At 63.0% G+C, this 24,135-nt stretch carries 24 protein-coding genes; 16 read left to right on the forward strand and 8 right to left on the reverse strand.

All coding sequences use genetic code 11. The annotated features are described in order from the left end of the window. Nucleotides 1–354 precede the first annotated feature (354 nt). From QRN51_RS13935 to QRN51_RS13945, 3 genes are all read left to right on the forward strand, one after another. Entirely contained in the window at nucleotides 355–540 is a 186-nt protein-coding gene (locus QRN51_RS13935) for a hypothetical protein (RefSeq protein WP_284990439.1), read from the forward strand. Nucleotides 541–795: 255 nt separating this feature from the next. Beyond that, nucleotides 796–1,779 carry a winged helix-turn-helix domain-containing protein gene (locus QRN51_RS13940; protein ID WP_284990440.1) on the forward strand — a complete coding sequence of 328 codons (984 nt, stop codon included), beginning with the start codon at nucleotides 796–798 and terminating at the stop codon, nucleotides 1,777–1,779. Beyond that, complete coding sequence (locus tag QRN51_RS13945) at nucleotides 1,776–2,576, forward strand: hypothetical protein (protein ID WP_284990441.1); 801 nt, start codon at nucleotides 1,776–1,778, stop codon at nucleotides 2,574–2,576. Before QRN51_RS13940 ends, QRN51_RS13945 begins: the two co-directional genes overlap by 4 nt. A gap of 472 nt (nucleotides 2,577–3,048) precedes the next feature. Here the strand turns inward: QRN51_RS13945 and QRN51_RS13950 are convergent, their stop codons facing one another. The 4 genes from QRN51_RS13950 to QRN51_RS13965 form a co-directional block, all read right to left on the reverse strand. Further along, nucleotides 3,049–3,285, reverse strand: a complete 237-nt coding sequence (locus QRN51_RS13950; protein WP_234750513.1) for a hypothetical protein — start codon at nucleotides 3,283–3,285, stop codon at nucleotides 3,049–3,051. Nucleotides 3,286–4,056: 771 nt separating this feature from the next. Then, nucleotides 4,057–5,352, reverse strand: coding sequence for an amidohydrolase family protein (locus QRN51_RS13955; protein WP_284990443.1), 1,296 nt, complete (start codon nucleotides 5,350–5,352; stop codon nucleotides 4,057–4,059). Between the two features lie 46 nt (nucleotides 5,353–5,398). Further along, complete coding sequence (locus QRN51_RS13960) at nucleotides 5,399–6,376, reverse strand: PDR/VanB family oxidoreductase (RefSeq protein WP_284990444.1); 978 nt, start codon at nucleotides 6,374–6,376, stop codon at nucleotides 5,399–5,401. Next, on the reverse strand, nucleotides 6,373–7,062 hold the full coding sequence (locus QRN51_RS13965) for a helix-turn-helix domain-containing protein (RefSeq protein WP_284990445.1): 690 nt from the start codon (nucleotides 7,060–7,062) through the stop codon (nucleotides 6,373–6,375). Before QRN51_RS13965 ends, QRN51_RS13960 begins: the two co-directional genes overlap by 4 nt. 194 nt (nucleotides 7,063–7,256) lie before the next feature. Here QRN51_RS13965 and QRN51_RS13970 point away from each other — a divergent pair, with 194 nt between their 5' ends. The 8 genes from QRN51_RS13970 (at nucleotide 7,257) to QRN51_RS14005 (ending at nucleotide 15,412) form a co-directional block, all read left to right on the forward strand. Further along, a complete protein-coding gene (locus tag QRN51_RS13970) occupies nucleotides 7,257–8,528 on the forward strand; it encodes an amidohydrolase family protein (RefSeq protein ID WP_284990447.1) in 1,272 nt (423 codons plus the stop codon). Continuing rightward, complete coding sequence (locus tag QRN51_RS13975; protein WP_284752121.1) at nucleotides 8,525–9,304, forward strand: ABC transporter ATP-binding protein; 780 nt, start codon at nucleotides 8,525–8,527, stop codon at nucleotides 9,302–9,304. Before QRN51_RS13970 ends, QRN51_RS13975 begins: the two co-directional genes overlap by 4 nt. After that, nucleotides 9,304–10,179 carry an ABC transporter permease gene (locus QRN51_RS13980; protein ID WP_284990449.1) on the forward strand — a complete coding sequence of 292 codons (876 nt, stop codon included), beginning with the start codon at nucleotides 9,304–9,306 and terminating at the stop codon, nucleotides 10,177–10,179. The genes QRN51_RS13975 and QRN51_RS13980 overlap by 1 nt, the downstream gene beginning before the upstream one ends. 86 nt (nucleotides 10,180–10,265) lie before the next feature. Continuing rightward, nucleotides 10,266–11,462 (forward strand): ABC transporter substrate-binding protein, encoded by a 1,197-nt coding sequence (locus QRN51_RS13985; protein WP_284990450.1) that lies wholly within the window; start codon nucleotides 10,266–10,268, stop codon nucleotides 11,460–11,462. A gap of 94 nt (nucleotides 11,463–11,556) precedes the next feature. Continuing rightward, complete coding sequence (locus tag QRN51_RS13990; RefSeq protein WP_284990451.1) at nucleotides 11,557–12,906, forward strand: FAD-binding oxidoreductase; 1,350 nt, start codon at nucleotides 11,557–11,559, stop codon at nucleotides 12,904–12,906. Beyond that, nucleotides 12,903–13,685 (forward strand): creatininase family protein, encoded by a 783-nt coding sequence (locus QRN51_RS13995; protein ID WP_284990452.1) that lies wholly within the window; start codon nucleotides 12,903–12,905, stop codon nucleotides 13,683–13,685. The genes QRN51_RS13990 and QRN51_RS13995 overlap by 4 nt, the downstream gene beginning before the upstream one ends. 202 nt (nucleotides 13,686–13,887) lie before the next feature. Next, complete coding sequence (locus QRN51_RS14000; protein WP_284990454.1) at nucleotides 13,888–14,382, forward strand: cupin domain-containing protein; 495 nt, start codon at nucleotides 13,888–13,890, stop codon at nucleotides 14,380–14,382. A 376-nt stretch (nucleotides 14,383–14,758) separates the two neighbouring features. Further along, nucleotides 14,759–15,412, forward strand: a complete 654-nt coding sequence (locus QRN51_RS14005; protein ID WP_284990455.1) for a YoaK family protein — start codon at nucleotides 14,759–14,761, stop codon at nucleotides 15,410–15,412. A 929-nt stretch (nucleotides 15,413–16,341) separates the two neighbouring features. On the opposite strand, the gene QRN51_RS14010 is transcribed toward QRN51_RS14005, so the two are convergent. The 3 genes from QRN51_RS14010 to QRN51_RS14020 all read right to left on the reverse strand — a co-directional run bounded on the left by QRN51_RS14010 (nucleotide 16,342) and on the right by QRN51_RS14020 (nucleotide 17,720). After that, nucleotides 16,342–16,710, reverse strand: coding sequence for a type II toxin-antitoxin system death-on-curing family toxin (locus QRN51_RS14010; RefSeq protein ID WP_284990456.1), 369 nt, complete (start codon nucleotides 16,708–16,710; stop codon nucleotides 16,342–16,344). Next, complete coding sequence (locus tag QRN51_RS14015) at nucleotides 16,707–16,913, reverse strand: ribbon-helix-helix protein, CopG family (protein WP_350224982.1); 207 nt, start codon at nucleotides 16,911–16,913, stop codon at nucleotides 16,707–16,709. The genes QRN51_RS14010 and QRN51_RS14015 overlap by 4 nt, the downstream gene beginning before the upstream one ends. Before the next feature lie 408 nt (nucleotides 16,914–17,321). Beyond that, the gene (locus QRN51_RS14020; RefSeq protein WP_284990458.1) at nucleotides 17,322–17,720 is read right to left on the reverse strand and encodes a hypothetical protein; all 399 of its coding nucleotides are present in this window, start codon (nucleotides 17,718–17,720) and stop codon (nucleotides 17,322–17,324) included. Nucleotides 17,721–18,138: 418 nt separating this feature from the next. Between QRN51_RS14020 and QRN51_RS14025 the strand changes: the two genes are divergently transcribed. The 5 genes from QRN51_RS14025 to QRN51_RS14045 all read left to right on the forward strand — a co-directional run bounded on the left by QRN51_RS14025 (nucleotide 18,139) and on the right by QRN51_RS14045 (nucleotide 22,496). Then, nucleotides 18,139–18,651, forward strand: a complete 513-nt coding sequence (locus tag QRN51_RS14025) for an SRPBCC family protein (protein WP_284990459.1) — start codon at nucleotides 18,139–18,141, stop codon at nucleotides 18,649–18,651. 123 nt (nucleotides 18,652–18,774) lie between these two features. Then, entirely contained in the window at nucleotides 18,775–19,668 is an 894-nt protein-coding gene (locus QRN51_RS14030) for an oxygenase MpaB family protein (protein ID WP_284990460.1), read from the forward strand. Then, nucleotides 19,655–20,140: a hypothetical protein gene (locus tag QRN51_RS14035; RefSeq protein ID WP_284990461.1), complete on the forward strand. Its 486-nt coding sequence runs from the start codon at nucleotides 19,655–19,657 to the stop codon at nucleotides 20,138–20,140. The genes QRN51_RS14030 and QRN51_RS14035 overlap by 14 nt, the downstream gene beginning before the upstream one ends. Continuing rightward, complete coding sequence (locus QRN51_RS14040; RefSeq protein ID WP_284990462.1) at nucleotides 20,140–21,144, forward strand: hypothetical protein; 1,005 nt, start codon at nucleotides 20,140–20,142, stop codon at nucleotides 21,142–21,144. Before QRN51_RS14035 ends, QRN51_RS14040 begins: the two co-directional genes overlap by 1 nt. 314 nt (nucleotides 21,145–21,458) lie before the next feature. Beyond that, complete coding sequence (locus QRN51_RS14045; RefSeq protein WP_284990463.1) at nucleotides 21,459–22,496, forward strand: DUF4192 domain-containing protein; 1,038 nt, start codon at nucleotides 21,459–21,461, stop codon at nucleotides 22,494–22,496. A gap of 215 nt (nucleotides 22,497–22,711) precedes the next feature. On the opposite strand, the gene QRN51_RS14050 is transcribed toward QRN51_RS14045, so the two are convergent. Then, nucleotides 22,712–23,602: an NAD-dependent epimerase/dehydratase family protein gene (locus tag QRN51_RS14050; RefSeq protein WP_284990464.1), complete on the reverse strand. Its 891-nt coding sequence runs from the start codon at nucleotides 23,600–23,602 to the stop codon at nucleotides 22,712–22,714. Nucleotides 23,603–24,135 lie beyond the last annotated feature (533 nt).

Consider the following 24,135-nt stretch of genomic DNA (forward strand, 5'->3'; position numbering starts at 1 on the left):
ACCGCGCTCACAGCGGCCTAAGACCCCGAGTCAACAAAAGCCGGGGCAGTCCCTTTTTTGGTCTTGGATCGCAGTGTTGGCAGGGGTTTTTGCGGTTTCTACCGACCAAACCGACCTTTTTGGGGATGGGCGGGCTTATATAGGGAAGAGGTATGTATTGGTTATATATATGGGGTCCCCTATAGAGAGAGTTAAAAGGTCGGTTAAGTCGGTTTTATATAGGGGCCCTGCTTCCCAGTGCTGGCACGATTTTTGCTGACCGACCCAGTGGTCGGTTTCGGGTCGGTTAGCGTCGGTCCTACGTTTTGCCCGTGATTGGCGCCAGATCCGGGGTGCTGCCGCACACAGACAGGTATGACCAACCAGAACCGAGCGCAGGCCGGCGTCCCGGCCAGCGGAGAATTCGCAGCCACCGAACACAACGACAGCGTCCCCGCCCTCCTCGTTCCCGGAGCGCCGTTCCGACTGTCGACGACCGCGCCGTCCGGTACAAGCGATTCGCCGCGAACCGGGCGGGGCTTGCCGTCGCGGATGTTGTAGTCGATGTCCTGGTCACTATCAAGGACATGAGCAGATCCGGAGAACCATGCTTGCTGCGACGCGCATCTTGCCTCCTCGACCAGAATCGCCGAGGCTTTCATGCCGGGCCGCCCCGCGGAACCCCAGCCAACACGGGCGACTGGGAAATGGCCGCTCAAGCGCTTATTTCAAACGCCTATAACCTAAAGCGGCATTTTCCGGATAAGGTTATTTGACATATAATCCCCGTTAGGTCTAGCAGAAAGGTTTCCGACAATGGAACAGCAAACTATCTTGTCGCAGGCCATGCTACTGCTGCAACAGGCGGAGGTTCGCATTTCCGGAGGCAACCTCGAAGCGCTCTCTTTGACGCTGCCGGACCGCAGCACCCGGGAAGTGAAAGTGCAGGTCGCCGACGCTCCTCCGACGCCCAGCAAGCTCGATGCCATCCTCAAACGCAAAGTCCGAACCCTCATCGTGACATCTCACCCGACCCTGGCTCTCTCCCAGGCCGCCTCCCAGGACAAAGTCGACCTCATCACCGTGGACCCGGCGTCGGTCACGATCGGAGGCGTGCAGCGCCTGCAATCGAGCAAGGAAACTGACTCTCCCACTGAGAAGACCCGCGGGCGCGCCCCGTGGGGTCGTTGGGCCATCCTGCGCGCGCTCGCCCTCGCCGACGGCCCCTGGACACAGCAGGAGCTTGCGGGCGCCGTCGGCATCAGCCAGCCGGCCGTGAACAAGCACCTGAAGCTCCTCACCCCATTTGTCGAGCATGATCAGTCGGGCTGGAAGGCCCACGACGTTTCCGCGATCGTGTCCTGGCTGACCCAGAACTACCCAGGTCCGCGCGGAGTGTCTTCATACTGGTACAGCCTGAAGTCCCCTACGGAACAGGCGGAGAAGGCAGCGGCATTCGCCAAGGAGATAGGCGCCTCGCCGCTAATCTCCGGTGACGCCGCAGCGGACATCTATGCACCCTGGCGACTTCCAGACAGCGTCCTCGTGTACCTGCGCGAAACTGTTGACTTCACCGACGCAGGCTTCAGCCGGGCCAGCAAAGAAGAGGCCACTCTGATCACCACGGTCCCTGAGGACCCGACCCTGTGGGCAACCGCACTGCTGGTTCACGTGTCCGCCAGCATCCCCCTTGCTGACCCGCTCGTGACCCTCCAAGATGTCTTGGCAGACGACGCCGTCGACAGCGACGAGGCCGCTGAGCACCTACGTGAAGCCATCCTCGCCGGGACCGCCCGATGACAGCCATTAACGTCATCTCAATGTCCAACGCCGCAGACCTGGGGTACCGCGCACTGGCAGATGTCGCCGCGGCGTCTGAAGGTATCCCGCTCGCGGACTACCGGATCGTCGGCGGCCACATGGTCCAGATGCTCATGCACGTTTACCCCACCCCCGCGGCAACGGAACGAAGCACGGCCGATGCGGATGCTGGAATCAGAGAGGCCGTGGCAGCTGGGCAAAACCTGCACCACCAGCTCCTGGCACGCGGATATGAGGCCGTGAAGGGCAACCATTACATCCGCACCGACGAAAAAGGCGCCAAGATCGAGGTAGATTTGCTGATTCCGCACACCGGCGTCGGCAGACCGATGACACGCCCCACCGAAGTCAACGGCCGCGGATTCGATGCAATTCCAGGCCTCGGGTTCGCCTTGAATGGCACGCCGTTGCTGATCGACGTGAAAGTACAGCTCCTTGGAGGTAAGGAAGACCTTGCCTTCACGATCCCAGTGCCAGACGTCGAGGCAGCCCTGATCCTCAAGGCTCTTGCGTGGAAATATCGCACCTCAGATAAGGACCTCGCTGACATCTCTTCCCTGATGGAAATCGTCCAGATGCACAGGGATTCCCTGGCGAGCTGGGGATTCGGGGACGCACGTCTGGCTGCCATGGGGCAGCGGCAGGACGCGGCCAGGGTGCTACACCAGCTAATTCAATTGGCCGACCGCGGCCGCATAAAGCCTTTGAGAGGCCTCGCGTCCCCGGCCAGGTTCGCGGCCCTGCTGCGCGAGCATGTCCCGGCGCCGACCCGGTAACTTGCCCTGAGCCAGATGCCGTGAAGACGAGGTTGTGGCCGGTCTACGCATGGTCCCCGGTGAATAAGCCAGATGCCGAGGAGGCTACTGTGATCACGTTCCGGTTCCGCCGCGCCGCACTGACCGTTCCACTTGCTGCTGTCGCCATGACGCTCCTGCCTGTTCCTGCGCAAGCCGACACTTGCATGCTCGATAACAAAGGCAATCAGGTCTGCGGTGCGAGTGGATTCCGGCCGCAGGCCAGCCCGGCTCCGACACAAGCGTTGGCATCAACAACGGCACCCCCGGCGCGAGTGGCCCGGACGGACGCCCCACGACGGCCGCAACTCCGCCGGCCTGGTCGGCACCCGGTTACCAGCCGCCTACGGCCCCTGCTCCGGCACCGAACGACCCGGCTGTGGCTCACCGGCACCCTGCCGCCTGGAGTGACCGCACCTGGAACCTCCGGGGTCACCGCAAGCGCCCCTCCGACTCAGACGGGCACGAAAGAGCTACCTCCGGCTATTCCTTCCGGCGCCTCTAACGCATCAGGATCCCGTGCGTCGACCGCCGCCGCCGCGGCCACGCCGTCGTCGACGGCAGCAGCGTCGGCACGGGCTACCCCGCGACCTTCGATGACCGAGATGGCGGTCCACACTCCACCCCCGATGACGACGTCAAGAACTGGCGCGGCCCAGCCCTCATGTCCTTCGCCGTCAAGATCCCACATAGCGACTCCGATCCGTTGTCAAGCTTTCCTGACACGACCTTGTCGTGCAGCCAGACCGGTTGTCAAGGAATCCTGACGACACTGCTTGGGGCGAGGTGAACGAAATCCAGTTCTCGTTCGTCTCGTGGACCGGGCGCAATGCAGGCGACCATCCCTCGCTGACCCCGTCACACAGCAGTTGAAGCGTTAGTCCTGCCTGTGGACAGCACGCGATGGCGCGCCTGCTGGAATGCCGCCGGGACATCAGACGAACGCACGGCACGACGGCGGAAATCACCGTCCTCAGCGTTGACGCCCGAGAACCTACCGGTTCGTGGATCACCATCAACTGGGACCGTTTCGGTCATGTCCAAACCGCATGGCTGGAAGCGCTGCAAGAACCCATCTGGACGGGATCAGTCCTGCTGATAGCCAGGTACTACCTCCGGGCTTCACATTGCCTTGCCTGGGCTCCACGCTTAGAACCCCTTGCGCCGCGCACGCCGCATTTGTCGGCAAGTCGGTGAGGTTCGAGTAGCCAAGAACATCATTCGCTGCTGGATGCATCTTCAAAGATCGTGCACGAGGTCCACTCCTCGATGCGACGACCACTTGCCAAGATCCGCCGAGACGCCCGTGTGGAGGGCATGTCGATCGGCGGGTTGGCAAAGCGGTATCAGGTCGGCAGGGACACCGTCGGCAGGCCTTGGCGGATCCAGTCCCGCCGGCGCGAAAGAAACCCATGAGAGCTCCTCATCGCCGAGCGGCCGACCCTGGCTACTAGGGCCAGGATTATCGGCCCACGCGTCGGCGCAGGGCCGTGACGAGTTCGTGTTCGTCCGTGTTGACCAGCTGAAAGTCACGGACGACCACTCTGCCCGCGACCACCACATGGCGTGGCCGGCGCCCGGGCGATGCCCACAAGATCCCTGCAACGGGATCCGCGACGCCGGCGTCGGCGATGCCTGCGACATCCCACGCGCATAAGTCGCCTGCGGCCCCGGACCGCAAATGGCCGAGTTCGGGGCGGCCAAGGCCTTGTGCCGAGCCTTCCGTGGCGATGCTGAGTGCCTCGCGGGCGGACACGGCCCGGCCCACAAGGGGCGCAATCTGCATGGCGAGCCGTGCATCTGCGAGGAGGTGGCCGGCGTCGTTCGAGCCGCCACCGCTCGTGCCGAGGCCCACTTTCACGCCGGCGTCGAGCAGTGCGGCGACCGGTGAGATTCCCCAGCCCATGGGGAGGTCGCAGCCAGGGGCATGGGTCGCGGTTGCGCCAGATGTGGCAATCCGGGAGATCTCCCAGGGCGTGACGCCGCACAGGTGAGCCAGGGTTACATCGTCCTCAAGCCAGCCCCAGTCCTCCAGAAGCTCCAGAGGGCGGCGGCCGTAGCGCTCCTGGGCAATTCCGACGTCAACCTGCTCGTTCGATTGGGTCCTGCGACGCAGCCCGTGCCGGCGGGCCACCTCGCCGAGCAGCTTGTACGTTTCAGGGCCGTCGCTGTGGACTCCGGCGGGCCCGACGGCGAGCTGGAGCATGCCATCGCCGCTCACCCCGCTGGTGGTGCCGGGCAGCAAGGCCGAAACGATATCCTCCGCGGAGGCAGCAGCGGCCTGGGGATCGTCGCCTGCGGTTCCCCGTACGAAGGCAAGACGCGCGCCAACTCGGCGGACGGCCTCGGCGCTTGCCCGGGCGATTGACACGGTGTCGGCGCCCCGGGGCCAACTCAGGTGGTGGTCGGCCACGGTGGTCACCCCGCACAGCAAGCCCTCCGCGGCACCCACTGAGGCCGCAAAACTCGCGAGTTCGGGGTCGACACTGGCCGCATCATAGGCGGTTGCCATGGTGGGCAGCCATTCGCTCATGGCCACACCGCGCGTGCCAGGAAGGGTGCGGAAGGCCGATTGAAGCAGGTGGTGATGCGCATTCACCAGGCCGGGTGTGACCACACAGTCGGTGGCGTCAAGGACCTCCCCGTCGTCTTGGGCGGGGTCGGCGCCCACCACGGTACCTTCACTGATATGCAGCGGGCCGGTGCGTTCCTCGTTGCCGTCGATGAAGATCCGTTCGGCGTTGGTTATAGTGAGCACGGGACTCCCTGGATAGTGGTCGTTTGGGTGAAAGTGGCGGCTGGGGTCAGAGATCGAGCACGAGGCGGCTGCACGCCGCGCGCGAGACGCAGACCATCATCACACGGTTCTCGGCTTGTTCCGCCGCTGTCAGAACGGAGTCTCGATGATCAGCCGTTCCGGAGACGATGGGGGTCTCACAAGTGCCGCAGGTACCTTCGCGGCAGGAGGAAAGAACAAAAGCCCCGACTTCTTCCACGGCCTCCAGGATCGTGCGGCCCTCGGTCACTGTGACGGTCACACCTGTCTGCTGGAGTTCCACCTCGAACGGTCCGTTATAGACCGGAGCGCCGTTCTCCTTCGGGGTGAAACGCTCCAGATGCACGCTTACTCCGTGATAGCCGGCGAAGGCGTCCTCGACGCCGTCGAGCAGCCGGGCGGGTCCGCAGCCGTACACGGCAAGCCGGGCACCGGGTCCTGGACGGCTGTCGGCCGCAAGAACGCTTAGTTCCAGCCGCTGACCTTCATCTGCGGCGTGGATCCGGACCCGTTCCGGATGGTAGGCGAGCAGTTCGTCCACGAACGCCATGGTCTGCCGGGAGCGCCCGGCATAGAGCAGGGTCCAGTCGAGGGCCCGTGCAGCTGCCTCGCGGACCATGGGAAGGATGGGCGTGATGCCGATTCCGCCAGCGACAAAGATGATTCGGGCCCCCGCTTCGGGTGCGAACGGGAAGTGGTTGCGGGGGCCCCGAACGCGCAGTTTGGTCCCAACTGTGGCGGAGTCGTGCAACTGGATGGAGCCGCCCCGGCCGGCGGGCTCGCGCAATACTCCGATCCGCCAGGGCGATCCGGTACTCGTGCCGCCGCACAGGGAGTACTGCCGTTCTATCCCGCCAGGTAACAGGACATCGAGATGTGAACCGGGCGTCCACGGGGCAAGGGCCGAGCCGTCTGCTCTTGCCAGCTCGAAGGCCACGACCCCCGCCGCAAGCTCTCGGCGTGCCGCGACGCTGACCTCGAACACCTCGACGTTTTCGGCGCTCATGATTTCCCGTCCAGATCGGCGTCCGCGCGCTCGAAGTGGACGTCGCCGGTCCCGCCGGTCAACGACCGGTCTTCCTTGACGACGATGGCACGGTAGACGCTGCCATCCGGTGAGCTCCAGCGGTGCCGGGTGCCGCCCGGGTAGTGGATCGAGTCCCCCGCATGCAGCAGCTCGCACCCGCGGTCGTCCAGGTCCACCAGCACGCTGCCGGAAATGATGAACAGGAACTCGTCCTCGTCATGCACAAAGAACCTGCCCGGTTCGACACTGGAGTCGCGCCATTCCAAGGTCATGACTCCCCGGTTCCCTCGGGCCAGGGTACGGGCCTCGCCCTTGCGCGTCGGCCCGCGGACGCCTTCGTCGGCCCGGACCACGTGGACGTTGCCGTGGTCGTCCGAGGACGCGCCGCGGGACTCCGCCGCGAGCATCAGCTCGATCTGGCTGATGCCCAATGCGTGGGAGATCCGATCCAGCGACGACATGCTCGGACGGGCAAGACCCCTTTCCAGTTGACTCAGGAAGGAATGCGAAAGATCTGTTGCTCCGGCGAGCTGGACCAGCGTGAGTCCCTTGTCCTTGCGCAGCACACGGACGCGCCGTCCCATCAGTGCGATCTGCCTGTCAATGGCGGGGGCCCGGCCGGTGCCTTCGCCGCCGGATCGCGCCACGTCTACCGGGTTTTTCACCGTGACTCCTTTCGGTCCTTCAGGACTATGGAACTGTAATTTCACCAGCCGTGGTGCAGGACCCCGGCTGATTCACGGTCGGGAAACCGACTTGTTACGTGGGCGAAACACAACCACCGTATGTTGAAGCTATCAACATGTTGAGTGTATCAACATTTTGCCACACATCGAGAGCAATGAAATCGGAGGACCGGATGCACCAGCTGCCTTTCCATATCTCGCTCCTTCGTTCAGCTACGCTTCCCGACGGAACCGTCCGGGACGTAGAGATCAACGGAAACCGGGTTGGCCGCGTCGTGGCCGCTGGGCAAGGCAGGCGGTCCGGCTCCGGAGCGGAGATAGACCTCAGCGGCTTCATGCTCCTCCCGGCCCCCGCCGAACCGCACGCTCACTTTGACAAGGCATTGTCCGCGGAGGCCATCCGGCCTCCCCTAGGAAATCTGCGAGACGCGATCGAGGCGTGGCGCCGCCACGCCTCCACAATGACCGTCGACGACATCCGCGGCCGGGCCCTTGAAGCGGCGCTCACGCTGCTCGCCAACGGCACCACGTCGGTGCGGTGCCACGTCGACGTCCTGCTCGGAGACAAACCCCTCCGCGGCGTCGAAGCCCTTGTTGCTGTCCGCCAGGAGCTCGAAGGGCTCATGGACCTCGAACTTGTGGCCCTTGCAGGTTCCGAGGTCCCGGACGCCGACATCGAAGCAGCCCTCGATCTCGGAGTCGACCTCGTGGGCGGATCACCACATCTCAGCGCAGACCCCTTTGCAGATCTGCGCCGACTGATCACACTCGCCGAACGCCGCGGCGTCGGCGTCGACCTTCACACGGACGAGAGCCTGGATGGCGAGCTCACGATCGTCGAGTTCGCCCGACTTGTCCGCGAATGGCCAGCGGGGCGGATGAGGACGGCCGGTCATTGCGTCAGACTGGGAACCCTCGAACCGGAGGGCCTCCACGGTGTGATTGACGAGATTCTCGCGAGCGACCTCGGCATAGTCACCCTCCCGATCACCAACCTCTACCTTCAAGGCTGGGACCACCCGGCATCGACGCCGCGCGGCCTCACTGCAGTCCGAACGCTCCTTGACCGGGGGGCCCGGCTGGGTGCCGGGGCCGACAACGTCCGCGACCCCTTCAACCCTGTGGGGCGAAGCGACGCCTTCGAAACGGCAGGGCTGCTCGTTGTCGCCGCGCATCTGACGCCTGCCGAGGCCTATCAGGCAGTTTCCGTCGGCGCCCGCTCCGTCATGGGCATGCCCGCGGCCGGCCCGGTGGAGGGCGCGGACGCCGAGCTAGTGGCCATCCGCGGCACCAGTATCGGCGATGTGGTCGCAAATGCCTCACCTGACCGATATGTCATCCACGCGGGGCGCCTCGTGGCACACAGCGAAATATCGCGCCGCATCGCCACCCCCGCAAGTCTGCGTCAACTTTCAGCCCCCATGGAACCGAGGTACTCCGCATGACCGAAACACAGGCAGCTGCGCTGTCGGAAACCCGGAACGAGGGGACGACGCTCCTCGATTTCCAGGATGTCGAAATGACCTTCCCCAACGGGACCGTCGCCCTCTCGGGCGTGGACCTCACGGTCCGCCAGGGTGAGTTCGTAACCGTTGTCGGACCTTCCGGCTGCGGCAAGAGCACGCTGCTGCGCATCGCCTCCGGGCTGGAAAGCTCCTCCCACGGAACCGTCAACATTGCCACGTCCCGGATCGGTTACGTCTTTCAGGATGCCACCCTGCTACCGTGGCGCGACGTCCAATCCAACGTCGAACTGCTGGCCGAGTTAAGGAAGGAGCCCCGGGCTATCCGCTCGCAGAAGGCCCGGGAGGCCATCGAACTGGTCGGGCTCAAAGGCTTCGAAGAGCACCTTCCGCGGCAGCTCTCCGGCGGCATGAAGATGCGGGCCTCCCTGGCCCGTTCACTCACCCTGGACCCGGAACTGTTCCTCTTCGACGAACCGTTCGGAGCCCTTGATGAGATTACGCGCGAGCGACTCAACGATGAACTTCTTCGGCTCTTCGCCGAGCGCCGCTTTGCGGGCTTGTTCATCACTCACTCCGTCTCCGAGGCCGTGTACCTTTCCACAAAGGTGGTGGTCATGTCGGGCCGGCCCGGAGCGATTGTGCGCACGTTTGAGGTGCCGTTCCCTGTGCCTCGTGACCCTGACATCCGTTTCACCCCCGAGTTCGCCGCCCTGGTCGGCGACGTCTCCCACGCACTCCGAGAGGGGCACCACTGATGTCAGCCACGATCAACCCCGAGAAGTCCCCCAAAGCCACAGCCTCCGGGCCTTCCCCCATCAAGCGAACGACGCCCGATGTTCGGGTTCGCAGGCCCAAGACGGCCACATGGGTTCCGCCCGTGCTCGTCTCCCTCATGCTCCTGGGGCTCTGGTACGCAGTCAGCTACCTGGTGCTGGACGAGAAGCGACGGTTCCTTATGCCGCCTCCGGACCAGGTGGTCAGAAAAGGCTTCCTGGCCCCGGAAGTCCTTGGCGAGATCCTGGCAAGCCTGGGGCAGACCGCTGCCGTCGCCCTCGCCGGTCTCGCTGCGGCGATCGTCATCGGTATGGCATGGGGCATCGCAATGTCACAGGCCAAATGGATCGAACGCTCGCTGTTTCCCTACGCCGTGATCCTGCAGTGCATCCCCATCCTCGCCTTGGTGCCCCTGATCGGGTTCTGGTTCGGCTTCGATTTCTTCTCCCGGACCGTGGTGTGTGTCATGATCGCGCTCTTCCCCGTCGTCTCGAACACCCTGTTCGGGCTCCAATCGGCTGACCGCTCCCAGCTTGAACTCTTCCGGCTGCAGAAAGCCAGCCGCTGGACGGTCCTGACCAAGCTCCAACTGCCAGCTGCCCTGCCGGCGGTCTTCGCCGGCATGCGCATTTCCGCAGGCCTCGCCGTCGTCGGCGCCATCGTCGGAGACTTCTTCTTCCGCCGCGGCACCCCCGGCATCGGCTCCCTCATCAGCAACTACCAATCACGCGTCGAATCCGCCGAACTGTTCGCCGCGATCATCGCCGCCTCACTGTTCGGCGTCGTGATTTTCTGGCTCTTCGGCTTGATCACCAAGTTCGTGGTCGGCGCCTGGTACGACGTCGACGCCCGCTAAAGACCGCGCCCGCCCACCCCACAAATGTTTCACCGTGCACGTCCCATCCTTATCCATTCAGGAACTTTTCCCACTTGAGGAGACACATGCAACGCCCAACATCCCGCACCTCAACCCGCGCCATTTTCCTGTCCGGCGTCGCGGCGCTCACAGCGCTCACGCTCAGCGCCTGCGGCTCCTCGAACGCCACGGCACCTGCTGCAAGCGCGGCAGACCAGACCATCGGCTCGGTTGACCTGAAGGCCGCCGGCTGCCCGGCCAACGTCGTGATCCAGACCGACTGGAACCCGGAGAGCGAACATGGCCACCTCTACCAGCTGCTTGGTCCCAACCCCACGATCGACGCTGGCAACAAGTCCGTCTCAGGCCCCCTCTACGCCGGCGGCAAGTCCACCGGCGTCAATGTGGAGATCCGTTCCGGCGGTCCCGCCATCGGCTTCCAAAGCGTGGCGTCCCAGATGTACCAGGACCCGGCCATCACCCTCGGCTACATCAACACCGACGCAGCAGTCCAGCTCTCCGCGACGATGCCCACAAAGGCGGTGTTCGCTCCAATGGATATCAACCCCCAAATGATCATGTGGGACCCCAATACATACAAGGCCAAGACAATTGCTGAACTCGGCCCCGAACTTGCTGCAAATCACGGCGTCGTGCGCTATTTCGGCAGCGCCAGCTGGATGAAATACATGACGGCGAAGGGCATCCTCTCCGAGAAGGTACTTGACGGAAGCTATGACGGAACACCGGCCAACTTCGTCGCCGGAGGAGGCAAAGACGCCCAGCAGGGCTTCGCCAGCGCCGAACCATACATCTACCAAAACGAAGTATCGGCCTGGAAGAAACCTGTAGCCTACCAGCTCATCCACGACACCGGATGGCAGATCTACCAAGCCGCAGTCTCCATCCGGTCCGCCGACGAATCCAAGCTGGGCGGCTGCCTCGCCAAACTTGTGCCCGTGCTCCAGCAGGCAGAGGTGGACTTCTTCAAGGATCCAAAGCCCGTTGAGAGCCTCATCCTTGACCTGGTCAAGGAGTACAACACGGGCTGGGTTTATTCCCAGGGCGTCGCCGACTTCTCCGTGAAGACCATGATCGAACAGAAGATCGTGGGCAACGGCAACAACTCCACGCTAGGCGATTTCGACGCCGATCGGGTGAAGACGATCCTCGACCAATCCGTCCCGCTCTTCACCAAGCCGGGAAGCACCCCCAAACCTGGCCTCACGGCCGAAGACATCTACACCAACAAGTACATCGACACCTCAATCGGCCTGAAATAGCCCCGAAAACAGCAACGCGGGACCAGCAGCCGGCCGTGCCTTCGACAGCGCGGCCGGCGCCTGCTGCGGTCTTTCCATAACGAAAGTGGCAATCATGAACTACACCTACCCTCAAACAACGATCGACGCGCTGGCCGGGGAGCTGCGCGGCATTCTGGGCGAGCGCGGGGTCACCACCGACCTTGCGATGCGTGAGAAGGCCTCGATCGACGGAGCCAAGCTCTCACCTGTCATCATGGAGCAGCTTCCGCTCGGCCTCGCGGACCTTGTCGCCTTCCCGGCTACGGCCGATGAGATCGTCCAGGCAGTGGGGGCGGCGGTGCGCCACGGTGTCTCCATTACCCCGCGGGGCAAGGGCACGGGAAACTACGGCCAGGCAATTCCGATGCCAGGCGGGCTCGTCCTCGACGTATCGCGGGCGAAGGGCATTCTCGACGTCGGGGACGGCTATGTCACGGCCGAAGCCGGGGCCACCATGATCCAGCTGGAAACAGCAGCCCGCGCCGCCGGCCAGGAATTGCTCATGTACCCGTCCACGGCCCAAAGCACCATCGGCGGCTTCCTCTCCGGCGGGTCCGGAGGCACCGGCTCCATCGAGCATGGTGTCATAGCCCAGGGGGACTTCGTGATCGCGCTGGACGTCGTTCACGCCGTCCCCAATCCCGAGCTAATCCACGTCGAGGGCCCAGAAGCCCAAAGCTACCTTCACAACTATGGCACCGCCGGCATCATCGTCCGCGCCACCGTAAAACTCGAACCGCTGCGCGAATGGCGCGCGTTCTACGCGAGCTTCCCGTCCTTCGAGGGGGCGCTTTCCATCATCCGCGAGCTCGGGCAGGTCGCACCGACCCCGCGCCTCGTCTCGGCGGACCTGCCGATGCTCGCCGCCGCGCTGCCCGTCGATGCGGCCATCCCGGCTGGCCGGGCCAGCCTGCGCGCCATCCTGGACGTGGCCGCCCTGCCCGCTGCCACCGCCCTCGTCGAACAGGCGGGCGGGCACGTGGAAGACGTCCGGGGAGGCCCTCAGGCAGTCATCAAACTCAGCATGATCTCCTACAATCATCCAATCGAGTGGTTACAGAAGGCGCACCCTGACACCTATTTCCACGTCGAAGTGGCAGGCGATGCCCTGATTGAACGCATCGACGAGGTCCACGCCGTGTACCCCGGCGGAATGCTCCACATCGAGGCACAACGCGACTACCCGATCGGCCAGCTCGCCGGGCGCTACGAAAGCAAGGCCGAAGTGGAGGCCGGCCTGGAGCGGCTCAAGAACCTGGGGGTGCGCGTCCACAACCCGCATCAGTGGTTCGTCGATTTCGAGGTCCAGAGAACCAAGGACCTCGCCGCGGTGACCGACCCCTTCCGGCTCCTCAACCCCGGGAAGCTCATCAACGACGAAGAACAGCCGCACGGCCTCATGACGGTGGAGGCCCAGCGATGACTCGCAAACTCGCAGAACTTTCCGGCCCCGCCGCCGCTTCGATCCTCTCACCATCGTCAGTGATCGTGGTGCCCACGGGCGCGATCGAACACCACGGCCCGCACCTGCCCCTGATAACCGATTACCTCCTGGCCGACTCGGTGGGCAACGCTGCCGTAGAGCGCGCGGCTGCCGCCGGCGTCGACGCCTGGATATTGCCGACCCTGGCCTACACCAAATCGGACGAACACGCCTGGGCACCGGGAACCGTGTGGCTCAGCTGGGACGCGATGATGAAGACCGTGATCGACATCGGCCGGTCCGTGGCCTCCACCCCGGCCAGGACGCTGGTGTTCCTGAACGGGCACGGCGGCAATGTGGCGCTCTTGCAGGTGGCCTTGCGGGAGATCCGCCGCCGCTTCGGCCTCAACACCTTTCTCATGGGGTGCCGGGTCTCGGCCGACGGCGTGGCGCCGCCAGAGGAAGAGTGCGGGCTCGGCATCCACGGCGGCCACGGTGAGACCTCGCTCATCATGCACATCCGCCCCGACCTGGTGGACATGTCACTCGCCGAGCGGAACGTGCCCGCCCATATTGCCGACGCGGAATACATCGGATTCCACTCCAAACCCGTCAGCTTTGGCTGGCTCTCGAACGACTTCGGTCCCATTGGGGTGGTGGGGGATCCGAGGTGGGCCAACGCAGCCGACGGCGCTGCCCTTTTCGAGGCAGCGGTCGCCCAAGCCGCCGCGGCGCTGGATGAAATCTCTCGTTTCCGGCTGGCCGGGGATGACGCATGATCACTTCTTCCGTGACCTTCCGGCCGTCGGCCAGCGGACCAACTGCGCCGTGAAGTGAGCATCGCTCGTCGATGAAGCAGCTACCACATCAACCCCTGCTGCCTTTAATGCCACGATCTTCGCATGCGGCAGTGCTCTGGCTTCACTACCGAACCCGACGCGGTGCTTGCAGAACGCACTCGATGACCTGAAGGAGGACCCCATGGCCGATGCGCCAATCCTCAAGCACCTAAACGACCTGATCGCACACGCGATTTCTCCAGGCGACACCGTCAAGCTCGTACCGCTAACCGGGCCGTCCGACGGCTCTCCGACAAGCGCCTTCTTTGAAATCTGGGAACCACGGGGCGTGCAGCCGGCCAATTCCCATTCGGATTCCGTTGAAATCTTCATCATCCTCAACGGTGAAGGCGAAGCCGTAAGCGACGAGCACACGGTCTCCATCAAGTCGGGAGACGTACTAATACTTCCAAGCGGATCCGTACATCACATCCGCAACACTTCAGAGACTGAGCGACTGTATGCGGTGACAATAATGGCAAACGACATGGGGTCCATGAAGAAAGGCTTCGAAGACCTTGTCACATCGGGGCGAACGGTTGACTTTGAGGAACCGGACAAGGCCGCGATCTTCGTCGGACTCGCCCCAATCGGCAAAGTGGTCGCCGACCCGCTTCATGGACAACGACATGTCTGAGCCCGGGTCGGGGTAAGCAAGCCGAAGATCTCACCGCGATAAATCTGAAACCTGACCCGAATTGATCGTGGGCAGCATGTCCCGCCGTTGGTCGCGCGCGTGGATGCTGCCAGCCAAACCGCCACTGAACGGGCTCCCGGATTTCGTCCGACTCAAGGAGCGAATCTGCGACCTTCGCCACCCGCTACGCCGCCATCATCCTCTATCAGAACCCCACCCGCTACCTGTTGAGGGCGAGTCCCTGACCCCAGCGGCCTCTTCCACTTGGCGGCGGTAGATTAATCGCCGTCCCGAAAGGCTGAACATATTGTCTGTTCTTCAGACTTCGAAAAACTCCTCCAATAACGCCGATCGTGAGGCTCTCAAAATTTGGCTGATGATCGTCCTGACATTTGCGACGGGCGTCGGAGACGCTGTCGGCTACCTTGGCTTCGACAAGGTCTTCGTCGGCAATATGACCGGAAACATCGTCATCATCGGCATGGCTTTGGCCGGGAGCTCGGGCCTACCTCTATTCGGCCCGCTGATCGCTTTGGCAGGCTTCAGCGCAGGGGCTGCGGGTGCCGGGTGGGTTCTGCGCGGTCCCGAACTCCGATGGACTTGGCGGGTGTCAGCCATTCTGGGGGCTTCCAGCCTCATACTCATGACAGTAAGTGCGGCCGCCTGGCTGTTCGACGGGCAACTCAGCCCTATGCAGAAGAACGTATTCGCGACGGCCATGGCCTTCGAGATGGGACTCCAGGCCTGCGTTGCGCGGGGGCTCGCCGTGCGTGACATGACGACGGTCGTGGTCACTTCGACCCTGGTCTCTTTCGCGGGGGAGTCATTGGTCGGCCGGCCGAAGGGTCGAGTGTGGAATCGAAGGCTCGCCGCAGTAACTGCCATCCTCGCCGGAGCCTTGACGGGAGCGGCACTACAGCATGTGCATCTAGTCCTGGCCATGGCCGCGGCAAGCTGCCTCACGATAGGGATGACTGTCACTGGACACCTCAGGTGGAATGGGCGATCTAGCGGTGCCCAAACGGACTGACACTCCTGGAGCGGGAAATGAACATGAGCGCCTGAGGGAGCGCCCGCGGAACTGGCACGGTCGGAGAGCGCCTTGAGATAGTCATGTCGAAGCCGCCCTTACCGCCATTGACCGTGATGACTCGTTGAGGGAAGAAGAGTCCGGATCCCACACACCTTAACTCTGTCGACGGATCGTACGCCGGCAACAGATATGCCATGAGAGGTGCCCGATGACAGGAACGTCCGACAAGAACCTATGATCCGGGCCGCAAAGTCATGTCGACCGGAACAGAGACCTGCATGAACTGGCGAAGGCAGAGCCCGGAGGGGGATTTAGATGCAGGTCAAAAAGCCGCAGTGCACAAAGGTGTGCACAATGTGAACACCCCCTTTGGCCGGACAAACACGCACTGGCGCCCTCTACCTCGCTCGCCGAAGACTGTTATTCGAGGAAGATCCTCGTAGATTATTTCGGTTTGGTCATGTCGTCACCACAACTCCTGACCATGAACGAGTAAAGGCCAACAACTGGCCACCGCTACAGCCAGAAAGGACGACCCATACCCCTAGATTCCAGCAGACGGAAGGCCCCCAAGCCAGGACCCTGATACCGCCACCCACACAACCGAACAGGCGACCGCGGCGCCTGGCACAGACCGCGAACAGCGTCAGAGGGACCCGCGGAGGGTCAATGTCCACACGTTAAAGCAAAAACCCCTCTGACGAGGGGTCATGCTGTGCCCAAGGTGGGACTCGACCCGGCTTCCGAGCCTTGAAAAAACTGGGAACTCCCGAAAACGTACCGAGTACGGCCCAATCCGACCGATATACGACCCAGTCCGACAGCAAAAGTGTTGACACTGTCAACAGCCCGCATCCGCCCCTAGGACTCCCCCGAACCAAACGCCAGAGAGTTCCAGCCATCAGCTTGGGACCGCTCCGCGGGACCTAGCGTCGAATCAGATGTTTTTCGATCACGATGGCGCTGCGCTGCAAATCGATCTCACCGGCGGCCACGCCCACCACCAGGTCGAAGCCCTCGTCGGAGTCGAAGTCGTGCCGGTAGCCGTTGATCCAGAGCAGGAGCACCATGAGTGTCCAGGCGGTGCGCTTGTTGCCGTCGATGAGCGGATGAAACCTGGCCACGGACTCCAGGAGCGCCGCGGCCTTCATGGCCAGTTGAGGATAGGCTTCAGTGCCCATGACCGTCGTAGCGGGGCGCGCTAGAGCGGAGGCGAGCAGCCCGATGTCACGGATATGGAACCCGTACCGGTCGATCACCTGCAATGCGTCCTCGATTTCGAGGTACAAACTCATGCATCCTCAAGGCGTTTGAGCAGCTCCGCGTCATGGCTCATCACGAAATCCAGACCCTCACTGATCTCGCGACGGCGGCCGTGCCGTTGCAGGACCATCTCGGCTCCCTGGAGAAGAAGCGCGGACTTGGACGTATGCTCCTCGGCGGCAAGCTCATCGAGACGGCGGTCGAGGTCCTCGGGAACGCGTAGATTCATAGCCATACCTCATGGTACCAAACCAGTACCAAGGAAACCTGAGGTGAGGAGATTCGAACTCCTGACCTCTTCTCAGGGGAGGGCATATTTCATGGGTTGCCAATGGCTGGTGTTGGCTTGAAAATCCGCGGAATCTAGGCGTTTTTAGTGCTGCGCAAGGTCACTGACATGTCGTCGTTTTTCATCGTTTCCGTGGGGTAAACGTGTGGCGGACAGATCTTGGTTGCCCGTCGCAGAGGTATTTATCTCGGCGGCGCTCTGGTGTTAACGCGCGCAACCGGGGGCGCCCCCACAGCACTTCCGCGGGAGTGGGCAGAACGCGGTACATCCCGGCACGCCCGCGCGAAAGGAAGAATCCCTGCCACGGGCCGAGCTAGTGTGCCTGCTGTTACGGAATCAGCTCACCGGACCGGATCAAGCTGGGTCAAGTTCCCACTCAAGTTTGTCCGCTTCCTCCAGCAGCTGGCCTTGGCTGGCCGTACTGAGGATCGCAGAAAACACCATTTCGCCGGGTTCAACGGGGATCTCGGCTATACCGTCGGGCTCAGGCAACCAGTCGTCGACGTTGACATCAGGAAATGAGCTCATCAGGAGCGCATATGTCTTCGGATCCGCTAGCCCATGGGCGCCAATCGCTATGTAGACGATGTTGCTTTCCATCATCCGCACCCTGACCCAAACCAAGGCTTCGCCAATTTGAAAGCAAAATGCTTTACTCAGGCTCAGGGACAGCCAGGCGCAGCGCCGGACCATCCGATGGGTGATCTCTTGAGTCGCGACCGCTTGTTCTGCGTACCAGCGTTTCCAATCCAAGGGCTGCGGGAGGAAAGGGCTGGTGTCTGCCGGGAGCGTAGCGTAAAAGTCCTTTTGAGGGCTATCGTTCTGGCGCCAGCCAGCGGCAGAGTCCCAATCAGGGCTTCGCGGCTCCGCGCCTTCGCCGATGCCCGCGCGAGTGATCGACAGATCGCTCAGTGCTTCAAAAGAAGCTCGATGTCGTCTCCGACCTCCTCGGTGGGAAGTGCAGCGTGTTCACGAACAGCGACATAGTCTGTCTCTCGGAGCGTATACATTCACAAACCGGCATCCCGAATGTTTCTGGGCGCGGCACAAGATCAGCCCCAGTGTCTCCTAGACTTCAACAGCTTGGCGCAGCTCATCCACCAAGTCATGTTCACGCCAACCTGACGTATCGAACTGTCTGTGCCTTCTGCTTCGGTGCCAAAATATGCCCATGACACCACGCCTCTTCGACCTCAGTTCCACCTGGCACCTCCCCGCAACGCCAGTGGGAGTCTGGGCGATCATCGCCGACGTTGACATGAGCTGGCCAAGCTGGTGGCCGGACTGCAGCTTTGCCGCACCGCTCGTTCGGACGGAACCGAGGAGCACGTCCCAAGAGGACGTCCTCAAGGCCACCACGTCCTGCCTCAACTTCAAGGCAGTCCTTGGCTACACGCTCACCGTCAGCATCCATCCGACAAAAGTCGTCACCCCGAGCGAGATTGAGTTCGACGCCGGCGGCCATCTGGAAGGCACCGGGCGGGTCACCCTCAGCCCAGAAGCAAACGGCACAGCCACACGCATGGACATCGAATGGAAGGTACGACCCACTCAGCGTTGGATGAACCTTCTGGCACCTATCGCTGCGCCGGCCTTCACGGCAGCCCACACTCTCATGATGCGCCGGGGCCAAACGGGTCTCCGACGAGCTTTGGAAAAGGGCACCACTGAACTACAAAAGTAGACCTGTCTACATGTTAACTAGCCACCCAATCGCAACGGTTCTACCATGGAATAGGTCGGCTGAACAGGGGACCTAAAACCCCAGCTTCGAACGCGGACTGAGAGCACAGCGAATGGGGGCACTGTGAACATCAACGCCACGCTTGCCGCGAGCCTCCACCGTCAGGAAATCGCTCCTCCTGACGGCTGGGAAGCGACTTTCCGCCAGATGGTGCTCTTCGACCTCGCCGCGGACATGGAGCTCGGGTTCTTCCTCTCGTACTACCGCAACTTTGCGATCCCGAGCATCGCGGCGACCCTGAACGCGAACGCCGAGATCCAGCAGCGCCCCATGAAGCGCTCGTACGACACGGCCATCGTGATCTACGAACTGATCGCCTGCGGCCTGGACAGCGACCGCGGCCAGCACATGGTCGAGCTACTCAACCGTGTCCATCGCAGCGTCCCCGGAAGCAAGGACGACTTCCTTTACGTCCTCCTCACCCTGCTGGTTGTGCCGATCCGTTGGATCCAGAAATACGCCTGGCGCCAACCTGCAGTAGCCGAGCTCGCGGCCGCCTCGCGCTTCTTCACGGAACTGGGCGCGCGTATGAACATCCCCGGAATGCCCGGTACCTACGCAGAAGCCGAGGCCTTCTTCGACCACTACGAGGCCAGCCACGTCGCTCCGTCGGCCGAAGGTCAACTCCTCATGGACGTCACCGTCCAGGTGTTCCAGGACCGTCTGCCGAAGGTCCTGCGCCCGCTCGCGAAACGGCTCATCAGCACTATGCTCGACGACGACCGCCTCACCGACGCGCTCGGCCTCCCCCAAGCCGGCCGGATCACCCGGGCCGCCCTCAAAACCGGACTCACCGTACGCAACGCAATCACCCGCCGTCGTCCGCTGAAAACCAAGCCGCATTTCATCCCCGGCGACGCAGGCTCGAGCCTGTACCCCGGCGGGTATTCCCTGGACCAGATCGGCCCGGCCAACGTTCCGCACTCCCCCGTCCCGTCCGGCAATGAACTACCGTGAAGCCCGCAAAGTAGCGAGGAAGGCCGAACACGCGTTCAGCTTGCCCAACAACGCCACGCTCGAGCTCATCCACAAGAAACTGGAACAAAAGCGCGGCAGAACCATCACGGTTGCGGAACTGCCCGAACTAGCCAACGAAGAAGTGTGCGGGGTCTGGCTCATCTGCGAGGACCGGGACGTCGTCCTCCATGCCCCGACCAAATCCGACTGGCACCGGCAGCAGATCATCCTCCACGAATTCAGCCACATGATCCTCGACCACGATATTGAGGGCATTAGCAGCGAACTGGTCAAAGCCCTTCTCCCCGATCTCGACGGCGAGATGGTGCTGCGCGCCCTAGCCCGCAGCAGCTACACCGACGACGCCGAACTCGCCGCCGAAGCCCTCGCAGATGAGCTCGCAACCCGCATCATCAACAGCGACGCCGGCACCCCACCGGAGCCACTGGCCTTCCGTCAAGTCTTCGGCTGATGGAATACGTCCCGGCAGCCACCCTCTGGGTATTGACCATCCTCAGGCTGCCCGCCGCGCTCGATCCGCACCGCGGCAGCGTCTTCCGCGCGACCATCCTGGCCGCAATCGCCTGCACCCTCTACATCCCCGCCGTCTACTACGAAGTCGACACAATGCTCGGTGGACGGAACCGCGTAGGCCTGGCTACTCTCGTGTCGTTGCTCCTAGGATTCTGGCAGTTCCGGACCGCCATTCTGCTTGCGGCGGTCGGCGATGTTGAAGCACGACGGCGGCAACTCGCCTTCGGCCGGTGGGCTGCGGTCATCTCGTGCTCCGCAGTGACGGCCGGATTCATTGCCAGCCGCACCCCTGTCACCGACCCGAACCTGCCCCTGAGTTACGGGGACCAGCCCGGAATGGCGGTGTTCCTATGGACCGGGTCAACGTTCATCATGTGGATCTGCCTCGATATCGCACGGGTGTGCCACAAATATCTCCCGAGCATGCGAGGACCAGCTTTCCGCTCAGCTTTCCTCCTCATATCCATCGGATGCATCCTCTTTGCCCTGGTCCTCCTCGACCGCCTGCTCTACGGGCTCGTCACGAAGATCGACGGTACCGCCAGCCCCGCCGCGGCTGTCCTGACGTTCTTGTACTGGGTCGGCGAAACCTTCGCCGTTCTCCTTGTCAGCCTGGGCTTACTTCTCCCCCGGCTCGCAAGTCACCTCAAACACGGCACCTTCGTACTCCATGTCCGGCTACTGCTCCTGGAAATCGGGCCGATCTGGAACCGCATAGCCTCCAGCCAACGTGAGCTGATCCTTGAGAATCGACGAGCCACTCGACTCATTGTGCTCAGCCGGCATGCGGAAACACAGCTCCACCGCCGCCTGGTCGAGATCCGCGACTGCGAAATGGCGACCTCCGCGGCCGGTCGGCGTCTCGACGCCCACGACCGGGCCATCGTGGAACGCGCCGAACTCGCCCTCGAACGGCGCTCCGGTACCAGGCCCACCCGCTAGAGTTCCCGCCGGGAGAACAAGACCGCGAAGCGTCATGCCGCGCCGCCACAACCCAGCCATGGACAGCCATAGGAATCATCGCTGTTTGTCATTCTGGTCTTCGATCGTCGCTGGGCGGGACCTCCGCGCAACCAGGGCGCTACGCGCCGCTCACCATCCAAAACTTCGTTCGGCGCTCCTCCGTCGCTTGTTTCTTCGCGAACTTTTGGATCGTTCCCGGTACCCCAAGTTGCGCTCCGGCCCTCATCCCAGCGGTGGCTCCGCTATCAGAACGACGCCGAAAACTGAACGGCCGCCCGTCAAGGAGAATCACCGTGGAAACGCTCACCATCAAAACACCCGCCGATGTCCTCAGCTTCATCGGCCACACCCTGGGCTTCTGGCCCCACGAAAGCCTCGTCTGCATCACCATCGACACCAACCGCATCGGCGCCACCCTCCGCGTGGACCTGCCAAAGCACGACGGCGGCGAACTCGCCTACGCACGCACCGTCGCCGACTACCTCGCCAACGACCCCAAAGCCACCAGCGCCCTGTTCGCCATCTACACCTCAGCCGCTCCGGAAGCCGGGGACACAAAACCATACGCAGCGATGATCGCCGCCCTCACCGGTGCCCTCGCCGAACGCGACATCACCATCAAGGACGGCCTCCTCGTTGGCGACGAAACAGTTTCGCCGTTCGACGACGATCCGAGCCTACCTGCCCCACTGCCTCTGTCGATGATCGCCTCAAGCGAAATCAACGCCGAACTCGTCTACCGCGGAAGCGCCGTCGCATCCACAGACCGTATCACCCTGCCGGCCTCGCCCAAAGAGACAGCGACGTTTGACGCCGTCGAGGCAAAGGTTGCATCCATCCGGGTCACCCACGACCACCGCGCCATCGAACAGGCCCGCACCTTCTGGGCCGACATCCTCAAGTCAGAGACCATCCCCAGCGATGACCAGACAGTCGCCCTGATCGCCAACTTCCAGTTCCCCGCGATCCGCGACCAGCTCATGGCAGACATTCCAGGCGTCGAGGGTCCGATGGAACGGATCCTGCTTGCCCAGACTCCCGACAAGCCGCAATGGTCCCGCGTCATGTGGGCCGAGGAGGTGCTGCTCCACGCCTACACCAACAGCAGCACAAAGCACGCGGCACCGCTTCTCACAGCCATCGCGTACATCAGCTGGTGGGAAGGTCGCGGCAGCAAAGCACACCAATACCTCGAACTAGCACTCGAAGCAGACCCCGGCTACCGCCTGGCCAAAATCAGCGATCAACTCATAGGCAACGGAACGATCGCTGGCTGGAACATGGACAAGAACACGGCGTACCGTATGCGGGGGCTTGGGACGGCAGACTGACAAACCTCAACTATTGGGCGTCGCCGAGTGATTCGGGTGTCGACATTTCTGCCCTTCCCCGCCTCACCGGGCGGATCCATTCTGAGGTTATGGGCCACCGGCCCTATGTCCGACGCTGGATTCACCCCGGCCCGGACACCGCCCCGGGTCATTCCCCAGTGCGAGTCCACTCCCGAACGGTGGTGACGCTCGTTGCCATCCCGACTCGATGACGTTCAATAGTCGCTGGTTCGTGCTTTCACCTGATCGTCGCTGAGTCCGGTGACTTCGTCGATCCATCTACCGAAGTCGCGGTTCGGCGCGTAGCCTGTCTCGGTCCAGCCGAGTTTGCTTGGCCGCACGGGAGGTGTTGAAATGTCCAGGCCGAACCGTTGGACTACGGACCTTGCCCCAGGGAAGAGACGGTCTACGGTGCCGATTGGATCATGTTCCCAGTCGCGCAACTCGTCGGCCGGGACTGCGTCCGGATGGAGGGCATCCAACACCAGCCCGCCGTCGTTTGCTGCCACATAGTCCGTCGACAACACGATTGCGTCGAGCACGTCATTGCGATCTACGCGCTCGTAGAGCAGGCCGCGACCATAGTCACGGGCCCAGTCCGTCCAGGGCACCAGCGAAGCAGGGCGGACCGCAACATATGAGATGCGGTGGCGCATCCGGTGATAGTCCAGAAGCTGCTCGCCGATGACTTTCGTGAATCCGTAGACGTCGCTCGAGTCATGCCAAGCCTGCGAGGAAAGCCAGACCACTTTCCCCACGCCGGCGGCGACGGCCGCCTGCAGGGTGCGGAATGTGCCATTTACATTGAGGTCCCAGAATTCCGTTTCAGTGTGATCGGCGACGTGGATGCCGTGCAGGGCCGGCAGGTGCACGAGAATGTCGGCGTCGACCATCGCGGCCTGGAGGCCCTCTCCGGTCCGGACGTCCGCCGCGTCGAAGCGTGCTTCCGTAGCCAGGCCGTCGACGGGTTTAAGGTCGGACAGGGTCAACTGGTATCCAGCGGCTAGGAGTCGTGGGGCGAGGCCACGGCCGATGTTCCCGCCGGCACCGGTCATAACGACGCGCGTACCCCTTGGCGCGGTGGCGGCATGGTTTCCGTAATTCATTACGCTCCTTTCCGGAAGTCGGGACATGCTGGAGGGTTTCTCCGGCATTCCCTGATCCGGGTCTTCGACAGGTTCGTTGCCCAGAGCACGTCTGGCTTGCCTCACGGGGCGGATGGATCGGGCCAGCACCGGTGTGTCTGGCGAGACCTCGGGCGGATGATCGACGAGGTGACATTCCTGCCTTGACGACAGCGGCGGCAGGGCAGATCACTCACCCCCCGATGTCGGAGGACCATCCTTGGCGATGGGACCACAACTTCCAGGGGCTACTTGGAACAGCACTAACGTCCTGCAAGCGGAATCTTGGTCTGGAGGGCCACAGGCCAACATCGACTGACGAGATCGCATGGCGTTGGAGTCCTTCCGAAGGCCCCTCAACAACCGCGGCCGAAGGGGGCCAAGAAACATGAGCTCGCCGTACGTTTCGATCAAGCGCTTGGTCGACAACTCTCGGTGCTGCGACATCGTTCCGGTACTTGCTGACCGATCACTCGATCTTGCAATGCCCTCACCGGATCGGTGTGTGAGTGTTG

The organism is Arthrobacter sp. efr-133-TYG-120 (genome assembly GCF_030209785.1).
Lineage (GTDB): Bacteria > Actinomycetota > Actinomycetes > Actinomycetales > Micrococcaceae > Arthrobacter.